The organism is Allobaculum sp. JKK-2023, from assembly GCF_034745455.1.
Classification (GTDB): domain Bacteria; phylum Bacillota_I; class Bacilli_A; order Erysipelotrichales; family Erysipelotrichaceae; genus Allobaculum.
On sequence record NZ_JAYERV010000003.1, the window covers coordinates 627044 to 651224 of the forward strand.

23 protein-coding genes and 1 other annotated feature are annotated in these 24181 nt (G+C 46.8%); of the genes, 4 read left to right on the forward strand and 19 right to left on the reverse strand.

What is annotated here, in order from left to right; translation table 11 throughout:
• Positions 1-148 precede the first annotated feature (148 nt).
• From obgE to U4956_RS02610, 9 genes are all read right to left on the reverse strand, one after another.
• Positions 149-1432, reverse strand: coding sequence for a GTPase ObgE (gene obgE / locus U4956_RS02570; RefSeq protein WP_323088846.1), 1284 nt, complete (start codon positions 1430-1432; stop codon positions 149-151).
• 381 nt (positions 1433-1813) lie between these two features.
• Complete coding sequence (locus U4956_RS02575; protein ID WP_323088847.1) at positions 1814-2185, reverse strand: hypothetical protein; 372 nt, start codon at positions 2183-2185, stop codon at positions 1814-1816.
• A 36-nt stretch (positions 2186-2221) separates the two neighbouring features.
• Positions 2222-2506, reverse strand: a complete 285-nt coding sequence (gene rpmA, locus U4956_RS02580) for a 50S ribosomal protein L27 (RefSeq protein ID WP_323088849.1) — start codon at positions 2504-2506, stop codon at positions 2222-2224.
• Between the two features lie 26 nt (positions 2507-2532).
• The gene (locus U4956_RS02585; RefSeq protein ID WP_323088850.1) at positions 2533-2847 is read right to left on the reverse strand and encodes a ribosomal-processing cysteine protease Prp; all 315 of its coding nucleotides are present in this window, start codon (positions 2845-2847) and stop codon (positions 2533-2535) included.
• Entirely contained in the window at positions 2847-3149 is a 303-nt protein-coding gene (gene rplU, locus U4956_RS02590; protein ID WP_323088851.1) for a 50S ribosomal protein L21, read from the reverse strand. Before rplU ends, U4956_RS02585 begins: the two co-directional genes overlap by 1 nt.
• Positions 3150-3162: 13 nt before the next feature.
• Positions 3163-3239: a sequence feature (ribosomal protein L21 leader region), on the reverse strand.
• Between the two features lie 145 nt (positions 3240-3384).
• The gene (locus U4956_RS02595; RefSeq protein ID WP_323088852.1) at positions 3385-4161 is read right to left on the reverse strand and encodes a Cof-type HAD-IIB family hydrolase; all 777 of its coding nucleotides are present in this window, start codon (positions 4159-4161) and stop codon (positions 3385-3387) included.
• Positions 4162-4354: 193 nt separating this feature from the next.
• Complete coding sequence (locus U4956_RS02600; protein ID WP_323088853.1) at positions 4355-7411, reverse strand: DNA polymerase III subunit alpha; 3057 nt, start codon at positions 7409-7411, stop codon at positions 4355-4357.
• A 251-nt stretch (positions 7412-7662) separates the two neighbouring features.
• On the reverse strand, positions 7663-8586 hold the full coding sequence (locus tag U4956_RS02605; RefSeq protein ID WP_323088855.1) for a bifunctional oligoribonuclease/PAP phosphatase NrnA: 924 nt from the start codon (positions 8584-8586) through the stop codon (positions 7663-7665).
• Positions 8586-9773, reverse strand: a complete 1188-nt coding sequence (locus U4956_RS02610) for an acetate kinase (RefSeq protein WP_323088856.1) — start codon at positions 9771-9773, stop codon at positions 8586-8588. The genes U4956_RS02605 and U4956_RS02610 overlap by 1 nt, the downstream gene beginning before the upstream one ends.
• 354 nt (positions 9774-10127) lie before the next feature.
• Here U4956_RS02610 and U4956_RS02615 point away from each other — a divergent pair, with 354 nt between their 5' ends.
• Positions 10128-10313, forward strand: coding sequence for a hypothetical protein (locus tag U4956_RS02615; RefSeq protein ID WP_323088858.1), 186 nt, complete (start codon positions 10128-10130; stop codon positions 10311-10313).
• 81 nt (positions 10314-10394) lie between these two features.
• Here U4956_RS02615 and U4956_RS02620 read toward each other — a convergent pair whose 3' ends face one another.
• From U4956_RS02620 to U4956_RS02645, 6 genes are all read right to left on the reverse strand, one after another.
• Complete coding sequence (locus U4956_RS02620) at positions 10395-10847, reverse strand: threonine/serine exporter family protein (RefSeq protein ID WP_323088860.1); 453 nt, start codon at positions 10845-10847, stop codon at positions 10395-10397.
• Positions 10844-11590, reverse strand: a complete 747-nt coding sequence (locus tag U4956_RS02625) for a threonine/serine exporter family protein (protein ID WP_323088862.1) — start codon at positions 11588-11590, stop codon at positions 10844-10846. Before U4956_RS02625 ends, U4956_RS02620 begins: the two co-directional genes overlap by 4 nt.
• Positions 11591-11621: 31 nt before the next feature.
• Positions 11622-11903: a hypothetical protein gene (locus U4956_RS02630; RefSeq protein WP_323088863.1), complete on the reverse strand. Its 282-nt coding sequence runs from the start codon at positions 11901-11903 to the stop codon at positions 11622-11624.
• Between the two features lie 83 nt (positions 11904-11986).
• Positions 11987-12277 (reverse strand): sigma factor-like helix-turn-helix DNA-binding protein, encoded by a 291-nt coding sequence (locus tag U4956_RS02635; RefSeq protein WP_323088864.1) that lies wholly within the window; start codon positions 12275-12277, stop codon positions 11987-11989.
• Positions 12274-13239 (reverse strand): signal recognition particle-docking protein FtsY, encoded by a 966-nt coding sequence (gene ftsY / locus U4956_RS02640; protein ID WP_323088865.1) that lies wholly within the window; start codon positions 13237-13239, stop codon positions 12274-12276. The genes U4956_RS02635 and ftsY overlap by 4 nt, the downstream gene beginning before the upstream one ends.
• A 189-nt stretch (positions 13240-13428) precedes the next feature.
• Complete coding sequence (locus U4956_RS02645) at positions 13429-16356, reverse strand: AAA family ATPase (protein ID WP_323088867.1); 2928 nt, start codon at positions 16354-16356, stop codon at positions 13429-13431.
• Positions 16357-16897: 541 nt separating this feature from the next.
• Between U4956_RS02645 and trhA the strand changes: the two genes are divergently transcribed.
• Together trhA and U4956_RS02655 are read left to right on the forward strand one after the other, a co-directional pair.
• Entirely contained in the window at positions 16898-17533 is a 636-nt protein-coding gene (trhA, locus tag U4956_RS02650) for a PAQR family membrane homeostasis protein TrhA (RefSeq protein WP_323088870.1), read from the forward strand.
• A 423-nt stretch (positions 17534-17956) separates the two neighbouring features.
• A complete protein-coding gene (locus U4956_RS02655; protein ID WP_323088873.1) occupies positions 17957-18772 on the forward strand; it encodes an SseB family protein in 816 nt (271 codons plus the stop codon).
• A 164-nt stretch (positions 18773-18936) separates the two neighbouring features.
• Here the strand turns inward: U4956_RS02655 and rseP are convergent, their stop codons facing one another.
• From rseP to uppS, 3 genes are read right to left on the reverse strand one after another with little or no spacing between them, the layout of a single operon-like run.
• Positions 18937-20013, reverse strand: coding sequence for an RIP metalloprotease RseP (rseP, locus tag U4956_RS02660; protein ID WP_323088874.1), 1077 nt, complete (start codon positions 20011-20013; stop codon positions 18937-18939).
• 17 nt (positions 20014-20030) lie between these two features.
• Positions 20031-20807: a phosphatidate cytidylyltransferase gene (locus tag U4956_RS02665; RefSeq protein WP_323088875.1), complete on the reverse strand. Its 777-nt coding sequence runs from the start codon at positions 20805-20807 to the stop codon at positions 20031-20033.
• A complete protein-coding gene (gene uppS, locus U4956_RS02670; RefSeq protein WP_323088876.1) occupies positions 20797-21501 on the reverse strand; it encodes a polyprenyl diphosphate synthase in 705 nt (234 codons plus the stop codon). The genes U4956_RS02665 and uppS overlap by 11 nt, the downstream gene beginning before the upstream one ends.
• Positions 21502-21907: 406 nt before the next feature.
• On the opposite strand from uppS, the gene U4956_RS02675 reads away from it, so the two are divergent.
• Positions 21908-23281 carry an IS4 family transposase gene (locus U4956_RS02675; RefSeq protein WP_323088877.1) on the forward strand — a complete coding sequence of 458 codons (1374 nt, stop codon included), beginning with the start codon at positions 21908-21910 and terminating at the stop codon, positions 23279-23281.
• 281 nt (positions 23282-23562) lie between these two features.
• On the opposite strand, the gene frr is transcribed toward U4956_RS02675, so the two are convergent.
• Complete coding sequence (gene frr / locus U4956_RS02680; protein ID WP_323088879.1) at positions 23563-24111, reverse strand: ribosome recycling factor; 549 nt, start codon at positions 24109-24111, stop codon at positions 23563-23565.
• Positions 24112-24181: the final 70 nt, after the last annotated feature.

The following is a 24181-nucleotide window of genomic DNA, read 5'->3' on the forward strand; positions in this document are numbered from 1 at the left end:
AGTTTGTAGTATATCAAGAATCTGAAAAACTATAGTAAGAATCGAAATCCCTGCTGTCTATCCGCCAGAGGAATCTTGAACATTTTTGGTTCTGAATGTATCGATTTCTCCAAACGGAAGCCTGTCCATAAAAAAACTGAGGCTGCCCTCAGTTTTCAAGGAATTCAAATTCAAAGCCTTCGAGTTCAACAATATCTCCATCGACGGCTCCAGCTTCACGCAGATGTTTATCGATACCAAGGAATCGCATCTGGTTAGCGAAGTTGTAGAAGTCTTCATCCGTATTGAGCTTGTCGATATTGAAGTTTTTGCGGATAAGTGGTCCATACACTTTGAAGTGGCCTTCGCCATCGTTTTCGATGGTATATGGTTTTTCTTTCTCTTCGAACGTATAGGTAACACCCTGATCTTCTTCATTTTCATCCAGGACTGGGAAGACTGGAGTGGTTGCCAATAAGTCCGCAGCCTTACGAAGTACAGGATCCAATCCTTCATGAATAATGGTTGAAGTCTCAAAGACTTCCAGATCTGGATACGCTTCTTTAAATCGCTTCAGATTTTCCTGGGCGTGTTCTTCGTCCATTTTGTTGGCCACAACAATCTGCGGACGCTCTAACAGACGCAGATGATAGTTTTCAAGTTCTTTATTGATATTGGCATAGTCCTGAACTGGATCACGGCCTTCTTCAGCCCCCATATCAATGATATGGACGATAACCCGGCAGCGCTCGATATGTTTCAGAAACTGATGGCCTAAGCCACGTCCTTCACTGGCACCATCAATCAGACCTGGCAGGTCGGCCATCACAAAGGAACGGCCATCCCCAGTCTGAACAACGCCGACATTGGGAGCAATTGTCGTAAATGGATAGTCTCCGATTTCTGGCTTGGCCCGGCTTACTGCATCCAGAAAGGTTGATTTTCCAACAGATGGATAGCCAACCAGACCGACATCGGCCAGCGTACGAAGCTCAACCATGACATCGAATTCTTCGCCCTCTTTGCCTGGTTCAGCATAACGAGGCGCTACATTGCGGCTCGATTTAAAGCGGGCATTTCCCCGGCCGCCTCTGCCGCCGCGGGCAACGACCTGTTTTTGATATGGCTCAGTTAAATCAGCCAGAATCTGGCCGGTATCTGCACGTTTGACAATGGTGCCTAATGGAACTTTGACAATCTGGTCGCCGGAATTGGCGCCATGCATCCGTTTGTTTTTTCCTTTTTCACCCGGCTGAGCCCGGATAATGCGGTTATAGCGAAGGTCTAATAAGGTGACCATTCCTGGATCCGCCATAAATACGACACTTCCACCATTTCCGCCATCGCCGCCAAATGGTCCGCCATTGGCGATATATTTTTCATGTTTGAATGAAACGAGTCCATCTCCGCCTTTACCGGCTTTGACATGGACTTTGACCTGATCCACAAACATATGATTACCTCCGCTCTTTTCTTATTGTAGCTTTACGAAAACCTGATTTTTGTACAGATGCCTGACTGAAGGCAAAATTCGCCTTATCATCATAATCCAGACTGAGCGGTTTTCCCATTTTTAAGGCTTGGCAGTCCAAAAATGACATGGACTCACGCATTCATTCGGAAGACTCATTGCATCAGGTCGTGATCATCAGCGCAAATAAACAGTCACTACGAAAAGCACCAGGCACAAAAGCCATTCTTGCTTTTTAAACGACGTTCTGCTGCTTCTTGACAAGAACAGAAGTCAGTTTTCTCAGGATCTTATTGTCCGGATCCAAATCAGATTCATTCGAAAAGCAAGCGGATAATTTACAAACTCCTGTTTTAGCTCCAGCTAAATCTTTGCCATTCTGTGATCCATTTCGTTTCGGATCTTTTCCACATCCTCTACTGAGATATGCAGGACCTTCGCGATAAAGTGAGAATCTTCTCCACCTTCCGCAAAGTAAGACTGAATTGTTCGTTCTGTATTTCTGATTTCAGCTTCTTTCACAGCTTCATCCAGCAGTTCTTTAAATGTGCTCGACACAATTTCCCGTCCTTTCTGTTCATTTTTGAGGCGCCTTTCCACCTCGCGCAGAGCTGTCAGCTTGATTTCTTCCGGGTTTGGATTTCGCAAGTCACGCATCAAATCACCAAGTGAGTCATTGCCATCATACAATGTAGAGATGAGAATGTTGCTATATCCGAATTTTGAAAAGTACAAAAAAAGCCTGGCCAAGCCAGACTTCATTTACATTCATTATTCAACAGGATATACGGAAACCTGTTTTCTGTCTCTGCCGAGTCTTTCGTATTTAACTACGCCATCAACAGTAGCAAACAGAGTATCGTCTCCACCTCTGCCTACATTTTTACCTGGATGAATTTTTGTTCCACGCTGACGGTAGATGATAGAACCAGCAAGGCATTTCTGTCCATCTGCCAGTTTAGCACCTAAACGTTTGGAGTGGGAGTCACGACCGTTCTTGGTCGAACCTACACCTTTTTTGGAAGCGAAGAACTGAAGGTTCATTGTAAAACGCATGAGTACACCTCTTTCTCTTCTGTTATTTAATTACTGTACCGGATCCGAATGGATTTCGGATACTCAGAAGCCAGTGCGGATAACTGAGTGGCCATGGTTTTCAGCGTAATCTGAAGATCATGACTGTCATAATCAACTTTTAAGAAGATCTTATTGTTTTCAGCCATCATCGTACAGGCATCAGGGTACAAAAGATCAATCGCATTGAGCGATGAGAGGGCAACGGCTGATACACCGGCACATACTAAATCCTGTCCATAAGGAGCGGCATTGGCATGGCCTGTCATCGTCATTGTCCGGATAAGACCAGTCTCTGTAGTTTCAAAACGAATCTGAATCATTAAGCGTTGATGGATTCGATTTTAACACGCGTATAAGGCTGTCTGTGACCCTGTTTTCTACGAGTGGAAGATTTTTTAGGACGGTATTTCACGATTGTGATTTTCTTGCCTTTACCCTGTTTTTCTACTACTCCAGTAACAGAAGCCCCTTCAACAAAAGGTTTTCCAACTTTTCCGTCTACATACAGAACTTTGTCGAAAGTTACGTTTTCACCTTCCTGAGCGTCTAATTTTTCTACCCAGATTACGGATCCGTCTTCGACTTTGATCTGTTTTCCGCCGGTTTCGATAATTGCGTACATATGTGTCTCCTTTCCGAGTCTTGATACTCGCCATGAAGGCGGATGCGCCTGTGCATCACTTGTGCCTTTTCTGTGCGGTTGCAAGTCGTGAAGACTGCAACAGTCATATATTAATGATCTGGATTGTGAACGTCAACTTTCAGCCCAAAATTCGATCAATTCCCATAAAATTTTGACCTTGTTCATCGTTTCACAATTGACCGCAGACATTGAAGCCTGCATCTAAGCCAGAATTTCAGATCAGACCGAAATGCTTCATCGCATTGGCGATTCCGCCTTCGTCTACCGAGTCAGTGACATAGTCCGCTGCTTCTTTGACCACATCAAGTCCATTGCCCATTGCTACTCCGATCCCGGCATATTTGAGCATGGACAGATCATTGTCAGCATCTCCAAAAGCCATCATCTCTTCAGGCTTCAGATTATAAACTTTGCCGACTTGCTCAAGGCCATAAGCTTTGCCCCCTGAATGCGGAACCAGATCGACGCCAAAATCACCCCAGCGTTCAACCAGAACCCCTGGTCCGATTTCGTTTTGCTTAAATTCTGGTTCTTCCTCTCTCGAAACATAGGTAACACCACCATAAAGCGGATTTCCTGTCCAGCCGTGGACAGCAGGAGGAGCCAGTGAGTAATCAACCTGAACCTGCCGGACCCTATCATCAATATAGTTCATGTAGAAACAGTCTTTTTCCAGCAGGGCCACCGGACGCTCTTTGCGTTCAAACAGATCCAGAAGCGATTTCAGGGCTTCATTCTGAAACTGAATACCCGCAGCCAGATCCATATTTCGATCGAGAATAATCGTGCCATTCATCATGACATAGCCATCCAGATTCAATTTATCCAGCTCCAACTCTTTCAGCTCACTGACATGCCGCCCGGTTGCCATAAAAACCAGGCCGCCATTTTTCTGAAACTGGTGGATGGCTTCCATTGCATCGTCCGGCACCTTTTTTTGAGCATGCGAAAACAGGGTGTTGTCTACATCCAGAAAGATCGCTTTAATCATCCATTTTCCTTCTTTCCCGGCACAATCAGACCTGGGCAAAAGAGCTGATTGTGCTGCTTCTCTTCTCATTTTTCTACCTATCAAATGTTAACTGTTTTATCTCATTCTTCTATGGTCTTTTCCGGCTGCCTGGTCTGGCAGATTCTATTACTCTTTTCAATTCTTCATTCCGATCAATTCTTCATTCCAATTCTTACAGTCTGGTAATCAAGGCCAGTTCGTCAACCAGAACTGACTGTGGGCGGTTTTTATTGCCCCGCAGCCAGACGAGCTGGTTTTCTTTGAGAATTGGCCGGATCTGATCGAGCAGCCAGGGCATAATTGAAAGGTTGATCTCCCCGGTATCGTCACTCAGGATGGCAAAGGCCATCATCTGTCCTTTTTTCGTCTTATGTTCCTTGATGGAATGAAGGATACCCGCCAATTGCAGTCTTCCTTCATAGCCCAAAGCCTTTTGTGCACTCATGATCCGCCGGTCCTTCTGGCGGACGATCTCGGATGGATGGCGGGTGACATAAAAGCCAAGAACCTCTTTTTCATTTTGCAGGCGTGTCATTCGATCAATCGGACGCTCAGGCAGTTCAGGTGGTGTAATGCCAGAAAAGCGCCAGGTTTTGGTTGTTTCATCCAGACAGACCAGATCCGCCAGCCGGACAACTTCTTCCATGCCCGCTTCCAGGCTTTCACGTCCAGCCTGCAGCTCATCGAATGCCCCTGCCCGTATAAGAGCGAGAATCTGCGCTGAAGAAAGACTGGCATGAAGCAATCGCAGGATAGCCAGGCAAGGATCATCGAAATATCCGTGAGCCTGTCTTTCCGCTTCAATCTTTTCGATGATCTGGCGGTTGATGGAGTGAACCAGAGAAAGCGGCATGCGCAAAGCCTGATTTTCGATTTCAAAGCGGCTGCCTGATTTGTTGATGGAAATCGGCAGGATTGGGATCTGGCGATTTCGGCATTCTTGCAGGAAGATATTGGTTTTCGAACCTGAACCGATACTTGCGTTGAGGGAACACTGATAGAAAACCAGTGGATGTCTGGCTTTGATCCAGGTCATCTGATACACGATCAGGCCATACACATAGGAATGGGACTTATTGAATCCATATTCCGCAAACTGGCTCATCGTCGCAAAGATTTCGCGAGCTTTGGATCCGTCAATCTGATTGGCCAGAGCGCCCTGGACAAACTTCTCTTCCCACTCTTTCATGACTTCCGGCTTTTTCTTTGACATCGCCTTACGCAGAATATCGGCTTCGGATAAGGTAAACCCGCCTATGATCCGGGCCGCTTCCATGATCTGTTCCTGGTAGACGAAAATTCCACCCGTTTCTGCCAGCAGCGGGTCAATCAAGGGATGGATGCTGCGTCGTCTTTCCGGATGAAACCGGGCCTCCAGAAACATGTCGATATTTTTCATTGGCCCTGGGCGGTATAGAGCCAGAATCGCTGCAATGTCTTCAAAACGCACCGGCCGGTAACGAAGGATCAGATCCCGGATACCGGCACTTTCTAACTGGAAGATGCCCTGGGTATCTCCATTTTGCAAGACCTGGAAGACCATCGGGTCATCAAGCTGCAGTTTGAGCAGATCAATTTTCTGACCGGTCTGCTGCTCGATTCCATCGACCATATTGGCCAGAGTGGTCAGATTGCGAAGGGACAAAAAGTCGAATTTAATCAGGCCGATTTCTTCGAGATATTCCATCGTAAACTGAACGGCTGGAAGCGGTTCGCCGACTTCCTGAAGCGGGGCCTGGTTGACGATGCTCTCTCGAGCCAGAACAATACCCCCTGCATGAATCGAAGCATGGCGCGGAAAGCCTTCGATGCGAATCGCTGCCTGGTAAACAGCCTGTAGTCTTGGATTGTTATTGATCAAAGACGCAAAAGGCCGATTGGTCTCATAAGCCGATTTCAACGTCAGATTTGGGCTGTTTGGCAGCAATTTGCAAAGCCGGTCAACTTCCCGCATGGGCACATTCAATGCCCGGCCGCAATCCCGCAGGGCAGATTTGGTTTTCATGCGCGCAAAGGTGACGATATGCGCGGCATGATAACGGCCATAGACTTCCTGGACATATTCAATGATTTCATCCCGCCGGTTATCCGGAAAGTCGGTATCAATATCTGGCATGCTGACACGCCCCGGATTGAGAAAACGTTCAAACAGCAGATGGTTGGCCAAAGGATCGATATGGGAGATGCCAAGACACCAGGCAACCAGCGAACCCGCCGCACTGCCTCGCCCTGGCCCAACCAGGATATTGCGTTTGCGTGCTTCCCGGATAAAGTCCCACACGATCAAAAAATAATCCGCAAAGCCCATCGATAAAATGACATCCAGCTCTTCATTGAGCCGGCGCGCATAGCGGGCTTCTATCTTGCCATTGAGTCGTTTTTTCAGACCAGCGATGCAGAGATTTTTAAGATACATCTCACTGCTGATGTCATTTTTATTGCGATAGACAGGTAGTTCTGCTTTGGGAATGCTGTACTCTTCAATCTGATCCGCAATCCGATCTGTCATTTCCAAAGACCGGGCATCATACAGCTCCGCCATCTCTTCTGGCGATCGATACCAGCGGCCCTTGCGCACTTTCAGGGATGGATCATCAATGAAACAGGATTTTGAAATGGCCTGCAGCAGCCTCAAAGTCCGCTCATCTTCCGGCTTTTCGTATTCAATGCGTGAAAGAGCTACACATTCAATGTCTAAAGAAGGAGCAATGCTTCTCATGACCTGGTTGGAGCGGGCATAGCGCGGAGAGTCCTGTAAGGATAGAGCCATGTAGCTTTGTTCACTTACCGCCTGCAGATCAGCGAAAAATTCACTGAGAGCTTCCAGGTCATTTTCCTGAGCCATGCTTTCCAGATACTCATCGCCGCCCGCATTCATCAAGATCAAACCTTCCTGATAGGAAGCCAGCTCTTCAAAAGGCAGCGGTTCATTTGTCGACATCAGGGTCGTGGAAAGGCGGTACAGGCTTTGCAGACCTGTTGTGTTTTTTGCCAGGGCAAGCAAGGAATAGATCTGTTCGTTTTTTCGGATTTCAAATTCCAGACCGATGATCGGTTTGAGGCCAGCCTCTTTGGCGGCATGAAGAAAAGCCATCGTTCCATACAGGGAACGATGATCGGTCAATGCCACAGCCCTCTGGCCATTTTCTTTGGCTTTACGAATTATGTCATCGATCTGCAGAGTGCTTTCTAACAATGAGTAGCACGATCGGGTATGAAGATGAATCATACGGCTATTATATCGAGTTGTGACGATTTTTCGAAACAGACGAAAGCAATCAGGCCCACACTTCGGATCAATCAGCAAAAGGGGCTTTTCTGTCCGGCAGGAAATACAAAAACCTGATTGTGCACCGTCCTGTTCCCAGGCAGGCTGCCAGAAAAGAAAAAGAGATTTTGACCGGTAAGTAAGGAAAACTTACACAATCAGAATCTCTTGTTTTGGGTTTACAGAATGCAGTTCACGTCTGCCCTGCAGGATCAGGCCTGATTGGCAAGATTTTGCAGAGCCGCGATGAGCACCGGAAGTTTTTCAGGGGGAATCTTCTTGATGCCGCATGCACACGCGTGTCCGCCGCCGCCATATTCAGCTGCCAGTTCGCGGACAGAAACAGAATCCGAACGAAGCGAGGCTGCATAGGTGTGGTCGCAATCTTCAGTAAAGAGCGCCCAGATCTGGATATCGCCAATATTGCCAAGCGCATTTACCTCGTTTTTGGCTTCCTCATAGGACAGTCCAAATTCCAGATAATCACTCTGGCTCATCAGGGCAAAGAGCAGCCCGCCTCGTCTTTGCGCACGGCTTTTTACTCTTGTATTGTACTGGAAAAGCGGCCAGGTTGTGCTGTAGAGCGATTTTGCAGCCAGGTTTGGGTTGGCTCCCTGCTCCATCAGCCAAATTGCTGCTTCAAAAGTCTGAGGACGGACCGTTGGAATGGTAAAACGCTGGGTATCTGCCATCAGGCCGCTCATCAGATGCTGGGCAGCAGCAGAACCAATCGTCTTGTGAGCGTCTTTAAGCATGAGCGCTTCGATTTCACAGGCTGCCGCTGCTTTATCATCGACAAAATCAAGATCACCGAAATCTTCCACTTTGACATGGTGGTCGATGCGGGCAATCTGTTTTGCCTTGGCATAGCGCAAGTCATCCACTCTTGGACTATTGGCTGTATCCGTCACAATCGCCAGCGAATTGGCAATCGTTTCATCATCCGCCTGGTCCATCAAAGGGCCCTGGCCAAGAGCGAGAACAGTTTTTTCTGGATATTCTTCTTTGATCCATTCCCGTAAGCCAAGCTGACTGCCTACTGCATCGGGATCGGGGGAAACATGCCGGAAGATGACGATAGAGTCGGCATGCTCAATGGCCTCAAAGAATTTTTTTTCTTTTTCTGGATCGAACATTACTTCAGGTTGGCGAAAGCATCCCGTGCGATCATGACTTCTTCATCTGTTGGGATGACAAATACATCCAGTTTAGAATCAGGAGCTGAGATCTTGACTTCTTTGCCACGGCAGTTGTTGGCGTCGTCATCCAGTTTTACACCGAGAGCTGCCAGTCCGTTGATGATGTCAGCCCGTGTGTCGATCGCATTTTCACCGATACCGCCAGCGAAGACAATTGCATCCGCACCGCCCATTAAGCCATAGTAGCCGGCAACTGTTTCGACTACGCGGTCATCAAAGATTTTCTTTGCGAGAGCTGCGCGTTTGTTGCCTTCTTCAATCGCATTTTCAATATCGCGGCTGTCAGAGGAGAGACCAGAAACACCAAGCAGACCCGATTTCTTATTCAGGATATTGTCGACTTCTTTTGCGGTGTAACCATATTTTTCCATCAGCACACCAGGGATTGCCGGATCGATATCACCGGAACGAGTGCCCATTTCAACACCAGCCAGAGGAGTCAGACCCATGGAAGTCTTGAAGGATTTTCCTTCTTTAACAGCCGTGATGGAAGCGCCATTGCCTAAGTGGCAAGTGATGATATTCATTTCTTCTGGCTTCTTGCCTTCGATTTCAGCCAGACGCTCAGTCAGATATTTATGAGAAGTCCCGTGGAATCCATAGCGGCGGATATGGTCGTTTTCATAGTATTCGTAAGGAATTGGATAGATATAGTTTTCAGCTGGCATTGTCTGGTGGAAAGCAGTATCGAATACGAAGGTATGAACCGCATCCGGCAGCATCTTTGCGAATGTTTTATAACCAGTCAGACCAGCTGGGTTGTGCAGCGGAGCCAGGGGGATGCACTCTTCAACTTTTTCAACTGCATCTGGAGTAGCCACTACAGAGTCAGCATAGAATTCACCACCATGGACGATGCGGTGGCCAATCGCCTTGATATCAGTCAGTTCGTTAACAACGTGATGTTTGATCAGCGCATCAACGAGCATCTGAACTGCAACTTCGTGGTTAGGGATATCCGCTGTTTCGGTATATTTCTTGCCATCGACAGTGATGGAGAACACCCCATCATTCAGACCGATTCTTTCTACAAGGCCTTTTGCCAGGACTTTTTCTTCCGGCATTTCATAAACCTGGAATTTCAAAGACGAACTTCCAGCATTGACGGACATAACAATTGCCATATTTTTTCTCCTCTTTTCTTGATTAACAGATATATCAAGTTTATCCCATTTTGAATAACAGTCCAATCCTCATCCTTTTTGAGCCCGAAACTGTTTTCGATGACTGCTATTGAAAGAGATCCTAAAAGGCGCTTTCAGGCTGAATGAAAAGAATTCTTTCACAAGTTCGTTTTAGAGCAATTCTCACAATGAAAATCGCAAGTTTAAAAATCTTGGGCACCTAAGCCAGAAATCCGCCTCTGTGCCAGGTCTGTTTTCATCTTTCCATCTTTTTCAAGCTGATTTTTTTCTTTTCAGATTGTTATTTCAAAAAAGATCTGCTAATTCTTTTCTCCATGATCCAAGTCAGGACTGATGCCAGCAGAAGCCAGGTCTGATGCCTGCAAAAAGATCTGTCAGCCATGCCGGCTTGCCGCCCTCGATAAGATTGGCTTTGAGCAGCTGATCAATATGGCGCAATATGGCGCAATATGCCGCAAAAAAATTCCCGGCAAGCCTTGGGGCGGCTATACCGGGACGATTAAAAGCTTAAAAAGTTAAGGCTGCCACATGCAGGCAAGAACCAAACTTTCGTAAAAATCGTAAAGAAATGCTCGTTTTTTTGAGGATCTGGAGCTTTATTTACTCATTCAGACTGGCCTGTTTCTGTTTTCCTTTTTCATGCCATTCGGTCCAGACCCGGATTGCGGTTTCGGTCAGCAAAATGGCCAGCGCAATCATTCCACAGACGCAAAGAATTTCTGAAACTCGATCCATCGCTGCGACCCGATCGCCATGAACAAATTCACCCATCATGTAATACGTCAGTTTGCCGGGTACAAACGGTACCAGGACAGCCGGAAGATAAACGGACACCGGTTTGTCAAAAATTCGGGAGAAAATCTCAGACAGAATGCTGTAAGTCAGACCGCTGACAAAGGCCCTGACATACATGCCGGAAAAGAATCCCATCACCAGAGCGGACATGAAGCCGATAAACCCGGCAACCAGAACATTGCTGCCCCGCCCGTTAAAGCGGATCGAACACATGCTGCACACAATCCCTGCACCAATCGCATTAATAAGAATCATCATATCAAAAGCACCGCCAATGCTATTCCTGTGCCAGCGGCGATGGATGCACCGATCATCAGCGCTTCGGCAATCCGTGCCCAGCCAGCTGCATAGTTACCGTTGAGAGTATCCCGGATGGCATTAAACATGACCATTCCCGGAACCATCAGCGGCATATTGGAAACCACTGTTTTTTCAATCCCAATTGGAATATTTACATGCTCCAGAAGAATCGGAATGATCGTGACAAAAAAGCTTGCGGCAATAATATTCAAAATCCGGTTTGCTTTCGAAGTCAGAATCCATCCGGCGCCAAGGCCAATCAGGAAAATATAAAAAGCGTCTGACCAGTCACTGAAAAACAATCCGAATCCAGCTGAACAGATACCGGAAGCCAGTACCCGGATCCACCTTGGAATCGGCTTGTACGCTTCAATTCGATCGAGTTCTTTTTCCATCTCGTCCAGCGACATGGACGAACAATTCTCGGTAAAATTATGAATCATTTCAATACGTGTAATGTCGTTTCCGATTTTTTTGACCTCACAGATCCGGGTCACAATATGATGATCAACTTTGAAAGAAAACATCAGGTTGTTTGAACCCACGATCGCTTCAGGTTTTTTCGCATCAGAATGCGTTGCACAGACCCTTTTCATGGCCTGCTTGACACTGACTACATCGCCCCCGCTTGATAACAGCAGTTTTCCGGTGCGCATGATAATCGCAGCCAGGCGGCCACTTTCTTCTAACTGCAAAAACATCACCTGCTCTCATGAGGCATGGCTTATTCTTTCAACAAGGCGTTTTTTGATTGATTTGAGCGCCCTCCAAAAGCACACAGAGCCATGCTCTGCTGTTCACAGGATACAATATCCAAAATAAAATGTGATATTTCACGCTTAAAAAGTTGATAATCAAATCCTTATCATTCATAACGCCCACACGGACGCAACACGATGGCAATCGATTTTCAGCCCTATAAGCTTGCCAGTTTTGCCCCTGATCTTCGGATCTTCCATAACGATACGGCCAGCTTTTTTGATCTGTCTTCAAAACCAAAGCGATTTCTTTCATGAAGGGCATTTCAGATCACTTTGGATCACTTTGGATCCAGGGGAATTGATGAATAAAGCGTTTTAAATGCAAAAAGCAGCCTGCTATTCGCGCAGACTGCCGAGGATTTCTTCAAATTCAGGATGGGCTTCCAGAAAAGCGGCCAGGATCTTGCTTTTGGCATGGAGATGGAGAATGGCCTCAAAGTTTTCCATCGCCGCAATCCCCTTTTTGAGGGCATCATAGACAGCGGCTTTGGAAATATTGAGATTTTCCTGGATCTCCTTGAGCGAAAGGTCTTCCTGGAAGTAAAGCTCTAAAACTTCTTGCTGGCGCACACTGAGCAGGCCTTCGTACAGATCGAGCAGTTCGTTGGCTGTGACGTGCGAGATCATTCTTCGTCTTCCAGACCTTTAGTGATGCCGATCAGATAGCTGGACAGATCAAATGGACGCAGGTCTTCCGGTTTTTCACCAAGGCCAAGGAAACGAACCGGCAGACCTAACTGGTCGCGGATAGCCATTACGACGCCGCCTTTGGCTGTTCCATCCATTTTGGTCAGAACAATGCCGGTCACCGGTGTGACTTCCATGAATTCTTTGGCCTGCGAGATTCCGTTCTGTCCAGTGGTCGCATCCAGAACCAGCCAGGTTTCGTGGGGTGCCCCTTCGATTTCCCGGCCTGCTACGCGGCTCATCTTTTCAAGTTCGCGCATCAGGTTCGTTTTGTTTTGCAGGCGGCCAGCCGTATCACAGATCAGCACATCGTTGTTGTGCTCCTTGGCATACCGGCAGGCATCCACAATCACCGAAGCCGGATCCTGTTTTTCCTTTCCGGCAACACATGGCGCATTGAGGCGATCTGCCCAGATTTCAATCTGTTCGACGGCCCCAGCCCGGAAGGTATCCGCAGCCGCTACCACCGGTGAAAGGCCGCGTTCCTGGAAGTAGTTGATTAATTTGGCGGTTGTCGTTGTTTTTCCCGAACCGTTGACGCCAACCATCATGATCACGGTCGGCTGATCTTCCTGCAGATCCCAGCCGGCATCGACATCCGGATTATAAAATTCATAGAGAATATTGATCAGATAGTCTTCCATGGAGTCGAAGTTCTTGATCTCTTTGCTGTGGCTTTCAAATTCATCCACGATTTTCTGGGCTGTATGAATGCCCATATCGCTTTCCAGCAAAATGACCATGATTTCTTCGAGCAGTTCATCGTTGATGCCATGGAAGCTGTTCGATAAAGCACGGATTCGGTCTCCGAAGCTTTTACGGCTCTTGGATAAGCCGCTCAGATATTTGTCCTTATCTTTTGAGCGGACAAATTTGGATTTCAGTTTCTCAAAAAAAGCCATTCTTTTCTCCTGACTAATGATTTAAACCAACGCCCGGTTTCCCCGATTTTTCGAGAGCAGTTCTTTTCATTCTTTAGTTCTTTAGTTCTTTGATTCTTTCCACTTGGTGGCTGCCAACAAGGTATCAGCGCCCAAAGGGCGGCCAATCTGCTTTCGATCTTTCGGTTTGATGACTCTGGACTCTGGTTTTTATTGACTCATTTCTCTGGCGTCTTTTAACAGTACCTTCAACACCTGACTGACCCCGTCCTGCTGCATGGTAATGCCATAAAGCGTATCGCACTGTTCCATGGTTCCTGGCCGGTGCGTTACGGTAATGAACTGGCTGGACTCCTTAAAGTGGGACAGATAGCGTGCGAAACGCTCAACGTTGGCCTGGTCAAGGGCGGCTTCCGCTTCGTCAAAGATACAAAGAGGCACCGTTCTTGCTTTTAATATAGCAAACAGCACTGAGATCGCAATCAAAGCTTTTTCTCCGCCCGAGAAGGTCTGTAAATTTTTGACTGCTTTGCCTGGCGGCTGGACATCCACATCCACGCCTGTGTTGAGCAGATCCTGGGGATCACACAGCACCAGTCTTGCCCTGCCCCCGCCAAACATGGCTTTAAAGACCTCATCGAGGCAGCCATTGATCTTGTTGAACATCTCTTCAAACTGGACAATCATTGTCTGGTCCATCTCATCCACAGCTTCCAAAATCTGCCTTGAGGCTTCTTCCAGTTCTGTTTTCTGACCATTTAAAAAGTCATATTTTTCTTGGACTTCCTTGAGCTGTTCAGGCGCGGAAAGGTTGACGTTGCCAAGCGCCACCATTTTTTTGCGCAGGGCACGCACCTGCACTTCCGCTTCATCGACATTGACTGGCTTCATGCGAAGACTCGCCGCTTCAAAGGTCAGCGCGTAATCTGCACCCAGCCGATTGAGATCCTGTTCCAGACGGGTTTCAACGCGGGCCAGCTCCAGTTCTTTTTTCTGGATCGAAGAACTCAGCTGTGAAATCTCATGGCGAAGCGTTCTGATCTTCGTGGTCAGTTCACTGTTCGTGTTCATTGCTTCTTCTTTTTCCTGCTGCAGGCGGCGCATTTTCGCATTGGCCGCATCCTGCTTTTCATGCAGGGCGGAGAGTCTTGCAATCAGGCTGTTTTCATGATCCAAGTCCTGTCTGCCATTGGCTTGGGAAAGATCCAGCTGGCCAATTTGCAGCTGCAGACTGTCGTATTTTTCTTTTTTGACCTGGACAATGTTGGCCAGTTTTTCTTTTTCAATCCGGCTTTGCATCAGATCCGCTCGCAAAGTTTCCACCTGCAAGTCGAATTCATCCAGTCTGCTTTCCTGTTCTTCCAGATTGCTCTGCAAAGCTTCAATCTGCTCTTCCAGACGGATCTTTTCTTTTTTCAGGGCTGGAATCGGGTTGACAGGCTGCTTGTTATAGCCGCCAGTCATGGCACCACCCGCATGAACGACATCACCGCCAATGGTGACAATCTTGACGCTCTGTTTTAAGCGTCTGGCGGCTTCGTTGGCCGATTCCAGATCCCGGGCGATCAGAATGCTGCCAAGCAGTCTGGTTTTAACCTTTTCATATTCTGGCTGGCATTGCACAAAGGTATCAGCACTGCCCAGAATCCCGGAGACTTTCGAAGCCGTCTGTTTCTGCCAGTCGGCCAGAACGCGCGGTTTGCATACCGTTAAGGGCAAAAACGTAGCCCGCCCGGCCTGGGATCGTTTGAGCCAGTTGATGGCCTGTCTGGCACTCGCTTCGTCGCTGACCACAATCTGATCCGCTGCGCCCGATAAAGCGGTGGTTATGGCTGGCAGATACTCATCTTCACATTCGAGCAGGTCTCTGACCAGGCCATGAATACCGCCCAGGCGGTTTTTATTGTTCATAACGGCTTCTACCCCATGGTTTTTAAACGGCGGATGGGCAATGCGGGATTCCACTCCAGCCAGCTGATTTTCGAGCCGGTGCAGATCCTGCATATCGCGATCCCGCTGTTCTCGAGCCGGATGGATACGGCTTTGAAGACGATTGATCTCATCTTCTTTGGTCTTCAGTTCCAGCGAAGCCTTGTTTAAACGATCCCGGCGGTCTTCATATTCAAAGGCTGCTTCCGAGAACAGTTCCATCAGCGACTGACGCCTTGCCTGCTCGTCTTCACTGCTCAGCGAAATCTTGCGTCGTTCATCCAGTACGGCCTTCTGTTTCTGGAGCTTCATGGCTTCGGCCATACATTCTGACAGTTCGCGCTGCAAACTGGCGATCTGCCCATCCAGTTCTAAAGAGCGTTTTGTCAGGATTTCGGACTGGGCTTCGGCTTTTTCAAGCTGACTGCTTTTGTCCAGCTGACTGATCTGCATGGTTTCCAGACTGGAGCGGATGGTCATTTCTTCTTCCTTGGCGCTCTGAATGCGGATAACCAGAACCGAGATTTCGATTTCGGACAACTCTTCTTTGGCAGCCAGATATTCCTCAGCCTTTTTGGCCTGTTTTTCCAGAACTTCAAGCTGATCTGTCTGGGCGTCAAGCAAGTCCTGTACCCGCTCCAGGTTATTTTTGACTGCCTCCAGTTTGGACAGGGAGACTTTCTTGCGTTTTTTATATTTGGCAACCCCGGCCGCTTCTTCAAACAACAGCCGGCGTTCTTCTGGTTTGGCATCCGCAAAAGACGAAATGTTGCCCTGCGAAATAATCGACAGGGAGTCCCGTCCCAGTCCGGTATCCATAACCAGGTCCTGAATGTCTTTTAAGCGGCATGGTGTCCGGTTGATAAAGTTGGAAATTTCTGAACTGCCCCGGCTGATCTGTCTTGTAATTTCGATCTCGTCATAGGGCGAGTCAAAAATCTTCTGCGAGTTATCAAACACCAGGGTTGCTCTTGCCGTATTGACCGGCTTGCGGCTCTGGCTGCCCGCAAAAATAATGTCGGAAATTGAAGCGCCCGAACGCAGGGATTTGGCGGACTGTTCTCCTAACACCCAGCGCACCGCATCGGTAATGTTGCTTTTGCCGCAGCCATTTGGGCCGACAATGCCAGTTAAAGGTTCATCAAAGGAAATGACAGTTTTATTCGCAAAACTTTTAAACCCCGACAGTTCAATGCGTTTTAAAAACATCCAATCCCTCCTTTCGTATTTGTTTTCTTCAACAGTCTCATTCTGATTTTCTTTTGCGTGTTTCCAGTCTTGTTGCTTCTGGAGTCAGTTTTCTGGAAAGCAGAATTATTTTAAACTGATGACTCGATCCAGTATTGTCTCATGGTTTCAGGTTGTTTTCAAACTGGCAACAGCTGCTTCAAAGTCACTTCCTGCCCATTTCAGATGGAACATTGGCGTTATATCGTTTTTAAAACCAGATCACGTTATAATGTAAAACAGATCGAAGCATACCCCAGCGCTTAGATCGTCACTAAATGACTTAAAAAGTTCTTGTCCTGTCACCAATTCAGGCATTTCTTCAAACCAAAACGGAATATGAAGATAAACTAAAGCAATCAAAATCAACTCATTCCAATATAAATGGCCCTATTTTCAACGAAAGGAGAGGCGCACAGAATAACGAATCGGTCAGAAACCTTCTTTGCGCCAGATCACGATCAACATGGAAAAAACTTTGAACCCAAAACTGAGAGCTCCCAGACTGAAGACGCCAAAACTAATGAAAGATACCGTTCACCTTTCCTTTGGAGAGGAGGTCGGCAATGCCGTCAGCCATGGCGTCATGATGCTGGTCTTCTTATTCTTGCTGCCCTTCCTATCGGTTTACGCCTATGAAAAAACGGGCTGGACCGGAACGATTGGCATTGGTGTGTATGTCATCTGCATGACCTTCATGTTTGGCGGGTCGTGCCTGTATCACATCATGCCCTATGACACGCCCTGGAAGCTGGTCTTCCGCAAACTGGACCACATTTCCATCCTGCTGGCCATTGCGGGAACCTATACCCCAATCTGTCTGAGCGTTTTAAAGGGCTGGGCTGGCTGGACCATCCTGATTCTCGAATGGGTGCTGGTCGTGCTTGGCATCCTGCTCAAAAGCCTTTCCAGGTATTCTCATCCTGTTTTATCCATGGTTCTCTATCTGGCCATGGGCTGGATGGCGATCTTCGTGCTGCCCCAATGCTGGAAGCAGGGCGGCGTGATGTTTGTCGGTCTGATGCTTGCCGGCGGACTTTGTTACACCGTGGGAACCATCTTTTATGCCCGCAAAAAACCGTACAGCCACTTTATCTGGCATCTGTGGATTGCGGCTGCCGCCCTGATCTTCCTTGCAGCCATCGTACTCTATCTGTAATCGGCAAACTGCTGATTCCATCTTTTGAACCATCAATGATCATTGGAGTGGATTTCTGATCCATATTTATTCCCTGCGATATTTACTGCCTGCCAGTTGCCTGTCCACTTCATCCAGCCAGACTGTTTCCTCTCTGGCCTGCCGCCTGTCGACCTTCCATCGATCAGGCGGCTTTTCTTCTGTCTGCGCATTCCTGTACAGACGTGCGTTCGCTGCTTCGATCTTTGCCTTTTTTCAGCTGGTGATCCGGATTCTGTCCCGAATTCCTGTTTCAAAATCATCGAACGTTCAATCCTCAGCGATTTTGGGAGCCTTTTGTTTTTTCGTCGCTTTACTTTTAGGAAGAGTGACAGACCTTGTCGACAATGGCAAAATAGACATCAGAGCCAATGAAAACGTTTTAACTCTAGAAAGGAAGTTTCTATGCATTCCCACCCGATTACTTTAGAGCGAGCCATCGCCAATTTTAAAAAGAACTCAACCCCTGAAAATGCCCAGCGATTGATCACGCTGATCAAAGAAGGTACTTTCTATTTACTGATCCATCCCTCTTTAATGCGGCCTGAAAATGCCAAAAAGCGGCAGGAAGTTGAAGAACAGATCCGCCAGGGGCACGTTGAAAAACTGCCTTTACTGCTCTTTAACACTGAAAGCGAAGCCGGAACCATTCTGCCTGTTTTTACCAACCGCAATGAAATGGCCAAATTCCCAGATTCCCAAAAAATGGCAGCCATTCAAGTCACTTTCCCACCTCTTTACTTACTGGTTAAAAGCCAGCCAAAAATCGATAATCTGCTGATCAATCCTGAAGGCCATGCGATCGCCTTTAATCGTGAACAATTCCTTCAATCTTTTGATATCGGGTCCATCAAGACGGTTGAAGATTCCTTCAAGCCTGGAACTGTCGCTCATTTTGAGCAGGGCATCAATGAGATCAGCCCGAAAGGAAAGCGTCTGTTGATTGAAGCAGCCATCCGCCATCCGGAAATCGAAGCACTCTGGATTGTCAGACAGCTGCGCACGGATACAAATCACCGCTGGTTTGTCATTCTGGATGTAAAACCCGAAGACCAGCACCATGATACGCATACCCTGATGCTCGACGCTTTTTTGCGGACCCTTTCTGAAGAAGAAGCGGGCATGATGTATGCCGATAATGAAGCAGCCAGGGATGTGGTTTCCCTATTCGAACCGCTTTACCGTCGTCAAGACGCCCAGAGATCTGGCGTCATCCATTAATTCCTGATTCTTTCAACTGTTGTTTTTTTTCAAACGTCTGAATTCTTTTTCCAAATTTCTCTTTGCAGGCCGCCTGGCGGCCTGTTTTCTTTTGGCGGTGATGATTGATGGCGATCAAATCGGTATAAAAAAACCGTCCGAAGACGGTTCGTTGATTCATGAGTTTAGAAGAATCGCATGATGTCGTTGTAAGTCGAGAAGATCATCAGACCAAACAAAGCCACAAAGCTGGCCAGAATGACACCCTGGACGATTTTGAGCGGGATTTTCCGGCGGAAAATCTTCTCAAGCAGAGTAATCAGAATTCTTCCGCCATCCAGTGCCGGAATTGGCAAAAGGTTGAAGAATCCAATATTCAAAGAGATCAGTGCACACAGGGATAAGTACGGTAAGAAGCCATAGCTTACAACCTGGTCAGTCACTTTATAAATTCCAATCGGGCCAGAGAGTGAATCCAGGCCTTTGCCGGTAATCAGCTGGCCTAAAGAGCGGACGATCGTCTGCGTATCCGCAACCATTTCGTTCCATCCTTCCTGCCAGGCTTCAATAAAGTTGATCTGTTTGACACGGGTCTGTGATGTAAAACCAAGTAAGTAAACCTGGTTTTCTTCGTCATATTCAGGCTGAATCTGGGTGGTGAAGGTTTCTTCCCCCCGTTCAATTTCAAAGGTGCTCAGCCCATGATTGTACTGCATGAACTCAAGAACATCATTTTGCGTTTTCGGTTCAAGCGAGCTTCCGTCCTCAGCAGTGACTTTGACAATTGTATCTCCCGATTTCAGGCCGGCCTTGGCCGCTGGGGTATTGTCAAGGACTTCATAGACGATGGGTAAAGCTTCCTGGGTAACATAACCGCGGGCCATGAAAATTCCGCTGAACAAAGCCCATGCTAACAAAAAGTTCATGACAACGCCGGCACCCATAATAATAATCTGCTGCCAGGCGGGTTTATGATTCAGTTTTTCTTCATCCGGAACGTTTTTCAGCCACGAATCCGGTTCTTCGTCTTCATCATCGGAGGTTTCCCCGGCCATGGAGACATAGCCGCCAATCGGGAAAGCTCGAATGGAAAACAACGTATGCTTTCCCTGATGCTGCCAGAGAAGAGGACCCATCCCAAATGAGAATTCATGGCAATGGACACCAAAGGCTCTGGCGGCAAGAAAATGCCCCGTTTCATGAATCATGATGATGACTCCCAGCATCAGAATAAATGCTAACAATCCAATCACAAAATTCATCGCGTTTTTTTTCCTTTCTAGAGGATAGAGTACAGAATACCAAACAACAGGAAATTCATCAATAAGGAATCGACTCGATCCAGAATACCGCCATGGCCTGGCAGCAGGTTGGAAAAGTCCTTAATCTGGTATGTCCGTTTAAAGGTTGAAAAGCAAAGATCACCCAGCTCCGCAAATACCGGCGCCAGGATACAGATAGCCAGGTTGAGGGCTGGATTGAGCGAAGCACCATACACAAAGCTCATTCCCCATGAAAGCAGGAATCCAAAAATCCATCCGCCCACAAACCCTTCCCAGGTTTTCTTGGGGCTGATGCGTTCAATCATCTTATGTTTGCCAAAGAAGCGGCCAGAGAAGTAAGCTCCCGTGTCCGATCCATACGTGGCAAAGCACAGCGTCCACAAGTAACGGTGTTCAACGAAGATCAGAATCTGCATACACAGATAAGCCAGACCAATAATCAGCATAAAGGCCAGCACGGCAAAGCAATCCTGCTCTTCAAAACTTGGGCAGAAAATCGGCAGGGACCACACAACCACAACCCCCAAAGCGACGAATGGAAAGACCAGGTTTGGAAACTGGATCCAGACAACCGGCAAAAAAAGAAGAAACACACTCACAAAAATCTGCACCGGAATGCCCCATCTGGAATAATTTGGCAAGGCATGAAGCCATTCGTAGGTCCCGCAAAGAACAATCGCAACGCCTAACGCTTCCAGCAGCCATCCACCGTAAAGAATCGGGAATAAAACGACCAGAATGATCAGAATCGAAGTCAGGATTCTAGTCTTCATCGTCCAGACCTCCATACCGGCGATGGCGATGTTCATATTCCTGAAGGCATTCGTCCAGCGCTGCTTCATCAAAATCTGGCCAGGCTGTTGGTGTAAAGATCATTTCTGCATAAGCCAGCTGCCAGAGCAGGAAGTTTGAAATGCGTGTCTCCCCACTCGTACGGATCATCAGGTCAATCGATTCGGGAACAAACAGATACCTGGAAAATTCATCAATCGATAAATCATTCTTGCGAAGCCCCGCTGCCACCTGGGCAGCATATTTCTGGATCCCGAGCTGGATTTCCCGCTGGCCGCCATAGTTAATGGCCAGACACAGTTCCATGCCGGTATTGGTGGAGGTCTGGTTGATCGCCTTCATAATGACTTCCTGCGTACTTTCCGGGAATTTTTCCAGTTCACCGGCAAAGGTGACACGGATGTTGTTATCCATCAGCTCCTGGATAAACTTGTTAAAAAACATCCCTGGAAGCTTGCAGAGGTAGGAAACTTCGTCTTCTGGTCTTTTCCAGTTTTCGGTTGAAAATGCATATAAAATCAGCTTCTGGACACCTTTGCGATTGGCTTCCAGTGCGACATCCCGGACCCGGTCAGCACCTTTTTTGTGCCCCATGGTCCGTGGTAAATTCCGGGCTTTCGCCCACCGCCCATTGCCATCCATGATGATGGCCATTGTCTGCGGAATTTTTGCCATAGATTACCCTTTCTATTGGTGGAGCTTTCCACCTGTCTGATTCAAAGACCGAAACCGTGTAAATCTGCGCCCGGTCTGGATCTCTGTATTGATCTTTTTTCACCTTTCCTTGAAAGACATCTCTGGTTTCAAGGATATAAAGCTCAGCTGCACTCTTCAGACTCCATTCAGCCAGCCAAAAATCATGAACTCATTCATGAACTCATTCATGAATGAGTTCATAAACTGAGCTTTACATCCAATGTCATTTAGCTTAGTTTTTGATAGTTAGTATTGTCCACCATCCGTGCACAGATGGTGGATTTTATATTTTCTGGTTTAACGAAAATTAGCTTTGACAACAACTCTATAATTGTCTAATTTAATCCTTATCACGTTGAAAACATAACTTTATAAGGAGGAAAATATGGCAACTAAAGTTACTTCGCCGTCCGTGATTTATCAAAGATTCATGAAATTCCTTGAGGAATTTGCCCACAAACAGGAGAAGATTCTTGCTTCTCAAACAGGAGCTTTCTCACGAAGTCATTATCGATCATCAAAAATAAACTTGTTCCATTTCCTGAATACATCCATTATCGGGAATGGATCAACACTCTCCGATTTATCCATGAACTATTTCGGCATGGGCAGTGTAAGACCATCTGCTTCGGCACTTGTTCAGACAAAAGCCAAGACTCCAGTCAGCGTATTTTCAACACTGCACAAAGCCACATTGGCACTTTATTCCATGGATAAAAAATATAAAGAACACAGGGTAATCGCTTTTGACGGAACCAATGAACCTGTTGCGCCAAATGAAGATGAACCTGACTACATCATTTATACCAAGAACAAGGAAAACATTATCCGGGCCGGTATTCATGTTAACGCAGCCTATGACGTACTTAATGACAAATTTTTAGCCATCGTCACTCAAGACCAGAGGTCCAAAGACGAACGGGGCGCTGCTATGAAAATGGTCAAGGAGATTCATGAAGCTTATCCTGGCGAGACATTTCTCTTTGTCATGGACAGAGGGTATTTTTCTTATCCATTGTGTAAGCTTATTGAATCCTTAGGGCACAAATACCTCATACGTATGAAAGAACGAGAGTATAGCTGCCTGACTTATACACAGCTTGACCATACAGAAGACCAGCAGATCAGCCGCATTCTTACCCACCACCAAAGAAAAGAGGAAAAAGAAAACCCCCAGATGAAATACCTGGTCAAAAAATCAATGAGACAGATTGATCAAGAATCTGAATTTATTGATTTTGACTGCAGGGTGGTAGCTATCGAGATTGGCGACAACGTCTGGGAAGGACTGATTACCAATCTGGATGAAGCAGAATTTCCTCCGGAGGCTCTTGGATTTATTTACCACCTAAGGTGGCGAATCGAGCAGAGTTTCTCCTGGCTTAAATATGGAATAGGAATGAAACGTATCCACTCGATAAAAGCAGAATACATCATTCAGGAGATTTATTCATCCCTTATCTTCTACAATCTGGTTTCCGAGATCAAAAAGTGTGTTCTTGAATCATCTCAATCGGATAATAAAGAAGAGAAGCAGACAACTTATGAATACCAAATCAATACAACTAAGGCGATACGGGCTATCAGGAATACGTTTACTCCGAAATGGACGAAAAAACGAACAATCTGTCAAATTACAAAAGCGGAGTTTCAAGCTCTGACTGAGGAGCTGCTAAGAGAAAAACTGCCCGTTCGGCCGGAAAGGAGCTTCAAGCGAAATCTCCATCCCAATCGTTTGATATGGTTCACTTACCGATAAGTGCATTATATGCGCATCTTATTGATACAAACCACCCATACAATTCTTAAAAACGGCTCTTATCGAAGGGTTGTTTTTAGTGTACCTATTTTGATGAATACAGCCAAATCAATCAGTATATTTTGTGCTTGGTTGGTGCATATGGATATAATCAGCAGCAAATTCTATTCCTATCATCCACTTTGTCTTTGATTTTTATACAAAGTTTGAGGTCATATTTTTCTAGCTAAATGACATTGGCTTTACATCCTTAAAAAAAAGCCCATGCGGGCTTTTTGAGCTTAACCTTCCATCAGGTCGTTTTCTTTTTTAGCAGCCAGCGTATCCACTTTCTTTACAAATTTATCGGTGAGTTTCTGGCAGGAATCCAGCCATTCCTTGGAAGTATCTTCCGGAATCTCTTTGTCTTTTTTGATTTTGTCGTTGGTATTGCGACGGATGTTTCTCAGATTTACTTTTGCTTCGTCGGCATATTTCTTGGCTTCTTTTGCCAGCTGTTTACGACGATCAGTTGTCAGTGGTGGAACATTGATGCGGATGCAGTCTGCTTCAGCCTGTGGAGTAACGCCCAGGTTTGCCGCAGCAATCGCATGGTTGATTTGTTTGACCATGGAGCGATCATAAGGTTTAACCACCAGCTGGGTTCCTTCGAGAACAGAGATTTTTGCCATCTGGTTAACCGGTGTCATTTCCCCATAGTAGTCAACTTTCACCCGGTCAAGCATGCTTGCCGAAGCCCGGCCGGTACGGATTGTCTTTAAGTTGTTTTCAAAATTCTCAATGGTTTCTTCCATTGCGAGTTCAGCGTTATCGAGATATTCGCTAGCCATAATTATTCTCCTTACTTATCGTTTCATTTTGACAAAAGAGTCTGTACAGAATCTTTTGCAGGGTTCAGAT

Coding starts and splice junctions, on each gene's coding strand:
- obgE (WP_323088846.1), bottom strand. CDS start 1,432: ATGTTTGTGGATCAGGTCAAAGTCCATGTCAAAGCCGGTAAAGGCGGA.
- rpmA (WP_323088849.1), bottom strand. CDS start 2,506: ATGCGTTTTACAATGAACCTTCAGTTCTTCGCTTCCAAAAAAGGTGTA.
- U4956_RS02585 (WP_323088850.1), bottom strand. CDS start 2,847: ATGATTCAGATTCGTTTTGAAACTACAGAGACTGGTCTTATCCGGACA.
- rplU (WP_323088851.1), bottom strand. CDS start 3,149: ATGTACGCAATTATCGAAACCGGCGGAAAACAGATCAAAGTCGAAGAC.
- U4956_RS02595 (WP_323088852.1), bottom strand. CDS start 4,161: ATGATTAAAGCGATCTTTCTGGATGTAGACAACACCCTGTTTTCGCAT.
- U4956_RS02600 (WP_323088853.1), bottom strand. CDS start 7,411: ATGATTCATCTTCATACCCGATCGTGCTACTCATTGTTAGAAAGCACT.
- U4956_RS02605 (WP_323088855.1), bottom strand. CDS start 8,586: ATGTTCGATCCAGAAAAAGAAAAAAAATTCTTTGAGGCCATTGAGCAT.
- U4956_RS02610 (WP_323088856.1), bottom strand. CDS start 9,773: ATGGCAATTGTTATGTCCGTCAATGCTGGAAGTTCGTCTTTGAAATTC.
- U4956_RS02615 (WP_323088858.1), top strand. CDS start 10,128: ATGCCAGCAGAAGCCAGGTCTGATGCCTGCAAAAAGATCTGTCAGCCA.
- U4956_RS02620 (WP_323088860.1), bottom strand. CDS start 10,847: ATGATGATTCTTATTAATGCGATTGGTGCAGGGATTGTGTGCAGCATG.
- U4956_RS02625 (WP_323088862.1), bottom strand. CDS start 11,590: ATGTTTTTGCAGTTAGAAGAAAGTGGCCGCCTGGCTGCGATTATCATG.
- U4956_RS02630 (WP_323088863.1), bottom strand. CDS start 11,903: ATGAAAGAAATCGCTTTGGTTTTGAAGACAGATCAAAAAAGCTGGCCG.
- U4956_RS02635 (WP_323088864.1), bottom strand. CDS start 12,277: ATGATCTCGCACGTCACAGCCAACGAACTGCTCGATCTGTACGAAGGC.
- ftsY (WP_323088865.1), bottom strand. CDS start 13,239: ATGGCTTTTTTTGAGAAACTGAAATCCAAATTTGTCCGCTCAAAAGAT.
- U4956_RS02645 (WP_323088867.1), bottom strand. CDS start 16,356: ATGTTTTTAAAACGCATTGAACTGTCGGGGTTTAAAAGTTTTGCGAAT.
- trhA (WP_323088870.1), top strand. CDS start 16,898: ATGAAAGATACCGTTCACCTTTCCTTTGGAGAGGAGGTCGGCAATGCC.
- U4956_RS02655 (WP_323088873.1), top strand. CDS start 17,957: ATGCATTCCCACCCGATTACTTTAGAGCGAGCCATCGCCAATTTTAAA.
- rseP (WP_323088874.1), bottom strand. CDS start 20,013: ATGAATTTTGTGATTGGATTGTTAGCATTTATTCTGATGCTGGGAGTC.
- U4956_RS02665 (WP_323088875.1), bottom strand. CDS start 20,807: ATGAAGACTAGAATCCTGACTTCGATTCTGATCATTCTGGTCGTTTTA.
- uppS (WP_323088876.1), bottom strand. CDS start 21,501: ATGGCAAAAATTCCGCAGACAATGGCCATCATCATGGATGGCAATGGG.
- U4956_RS02675 (WP_323088877.1), top strand. CDS start 21,908: ATGGCAACTAAAGTTACTTCGCCGTCCGTGATTTATCAAAGATTCATG.
- frr (WP_323088879.1), bottom strand. CDS start 24,111: ATGGCTAGCGAATATCTCGATAACGCTGAACTCGCAATGGAAGAAACC.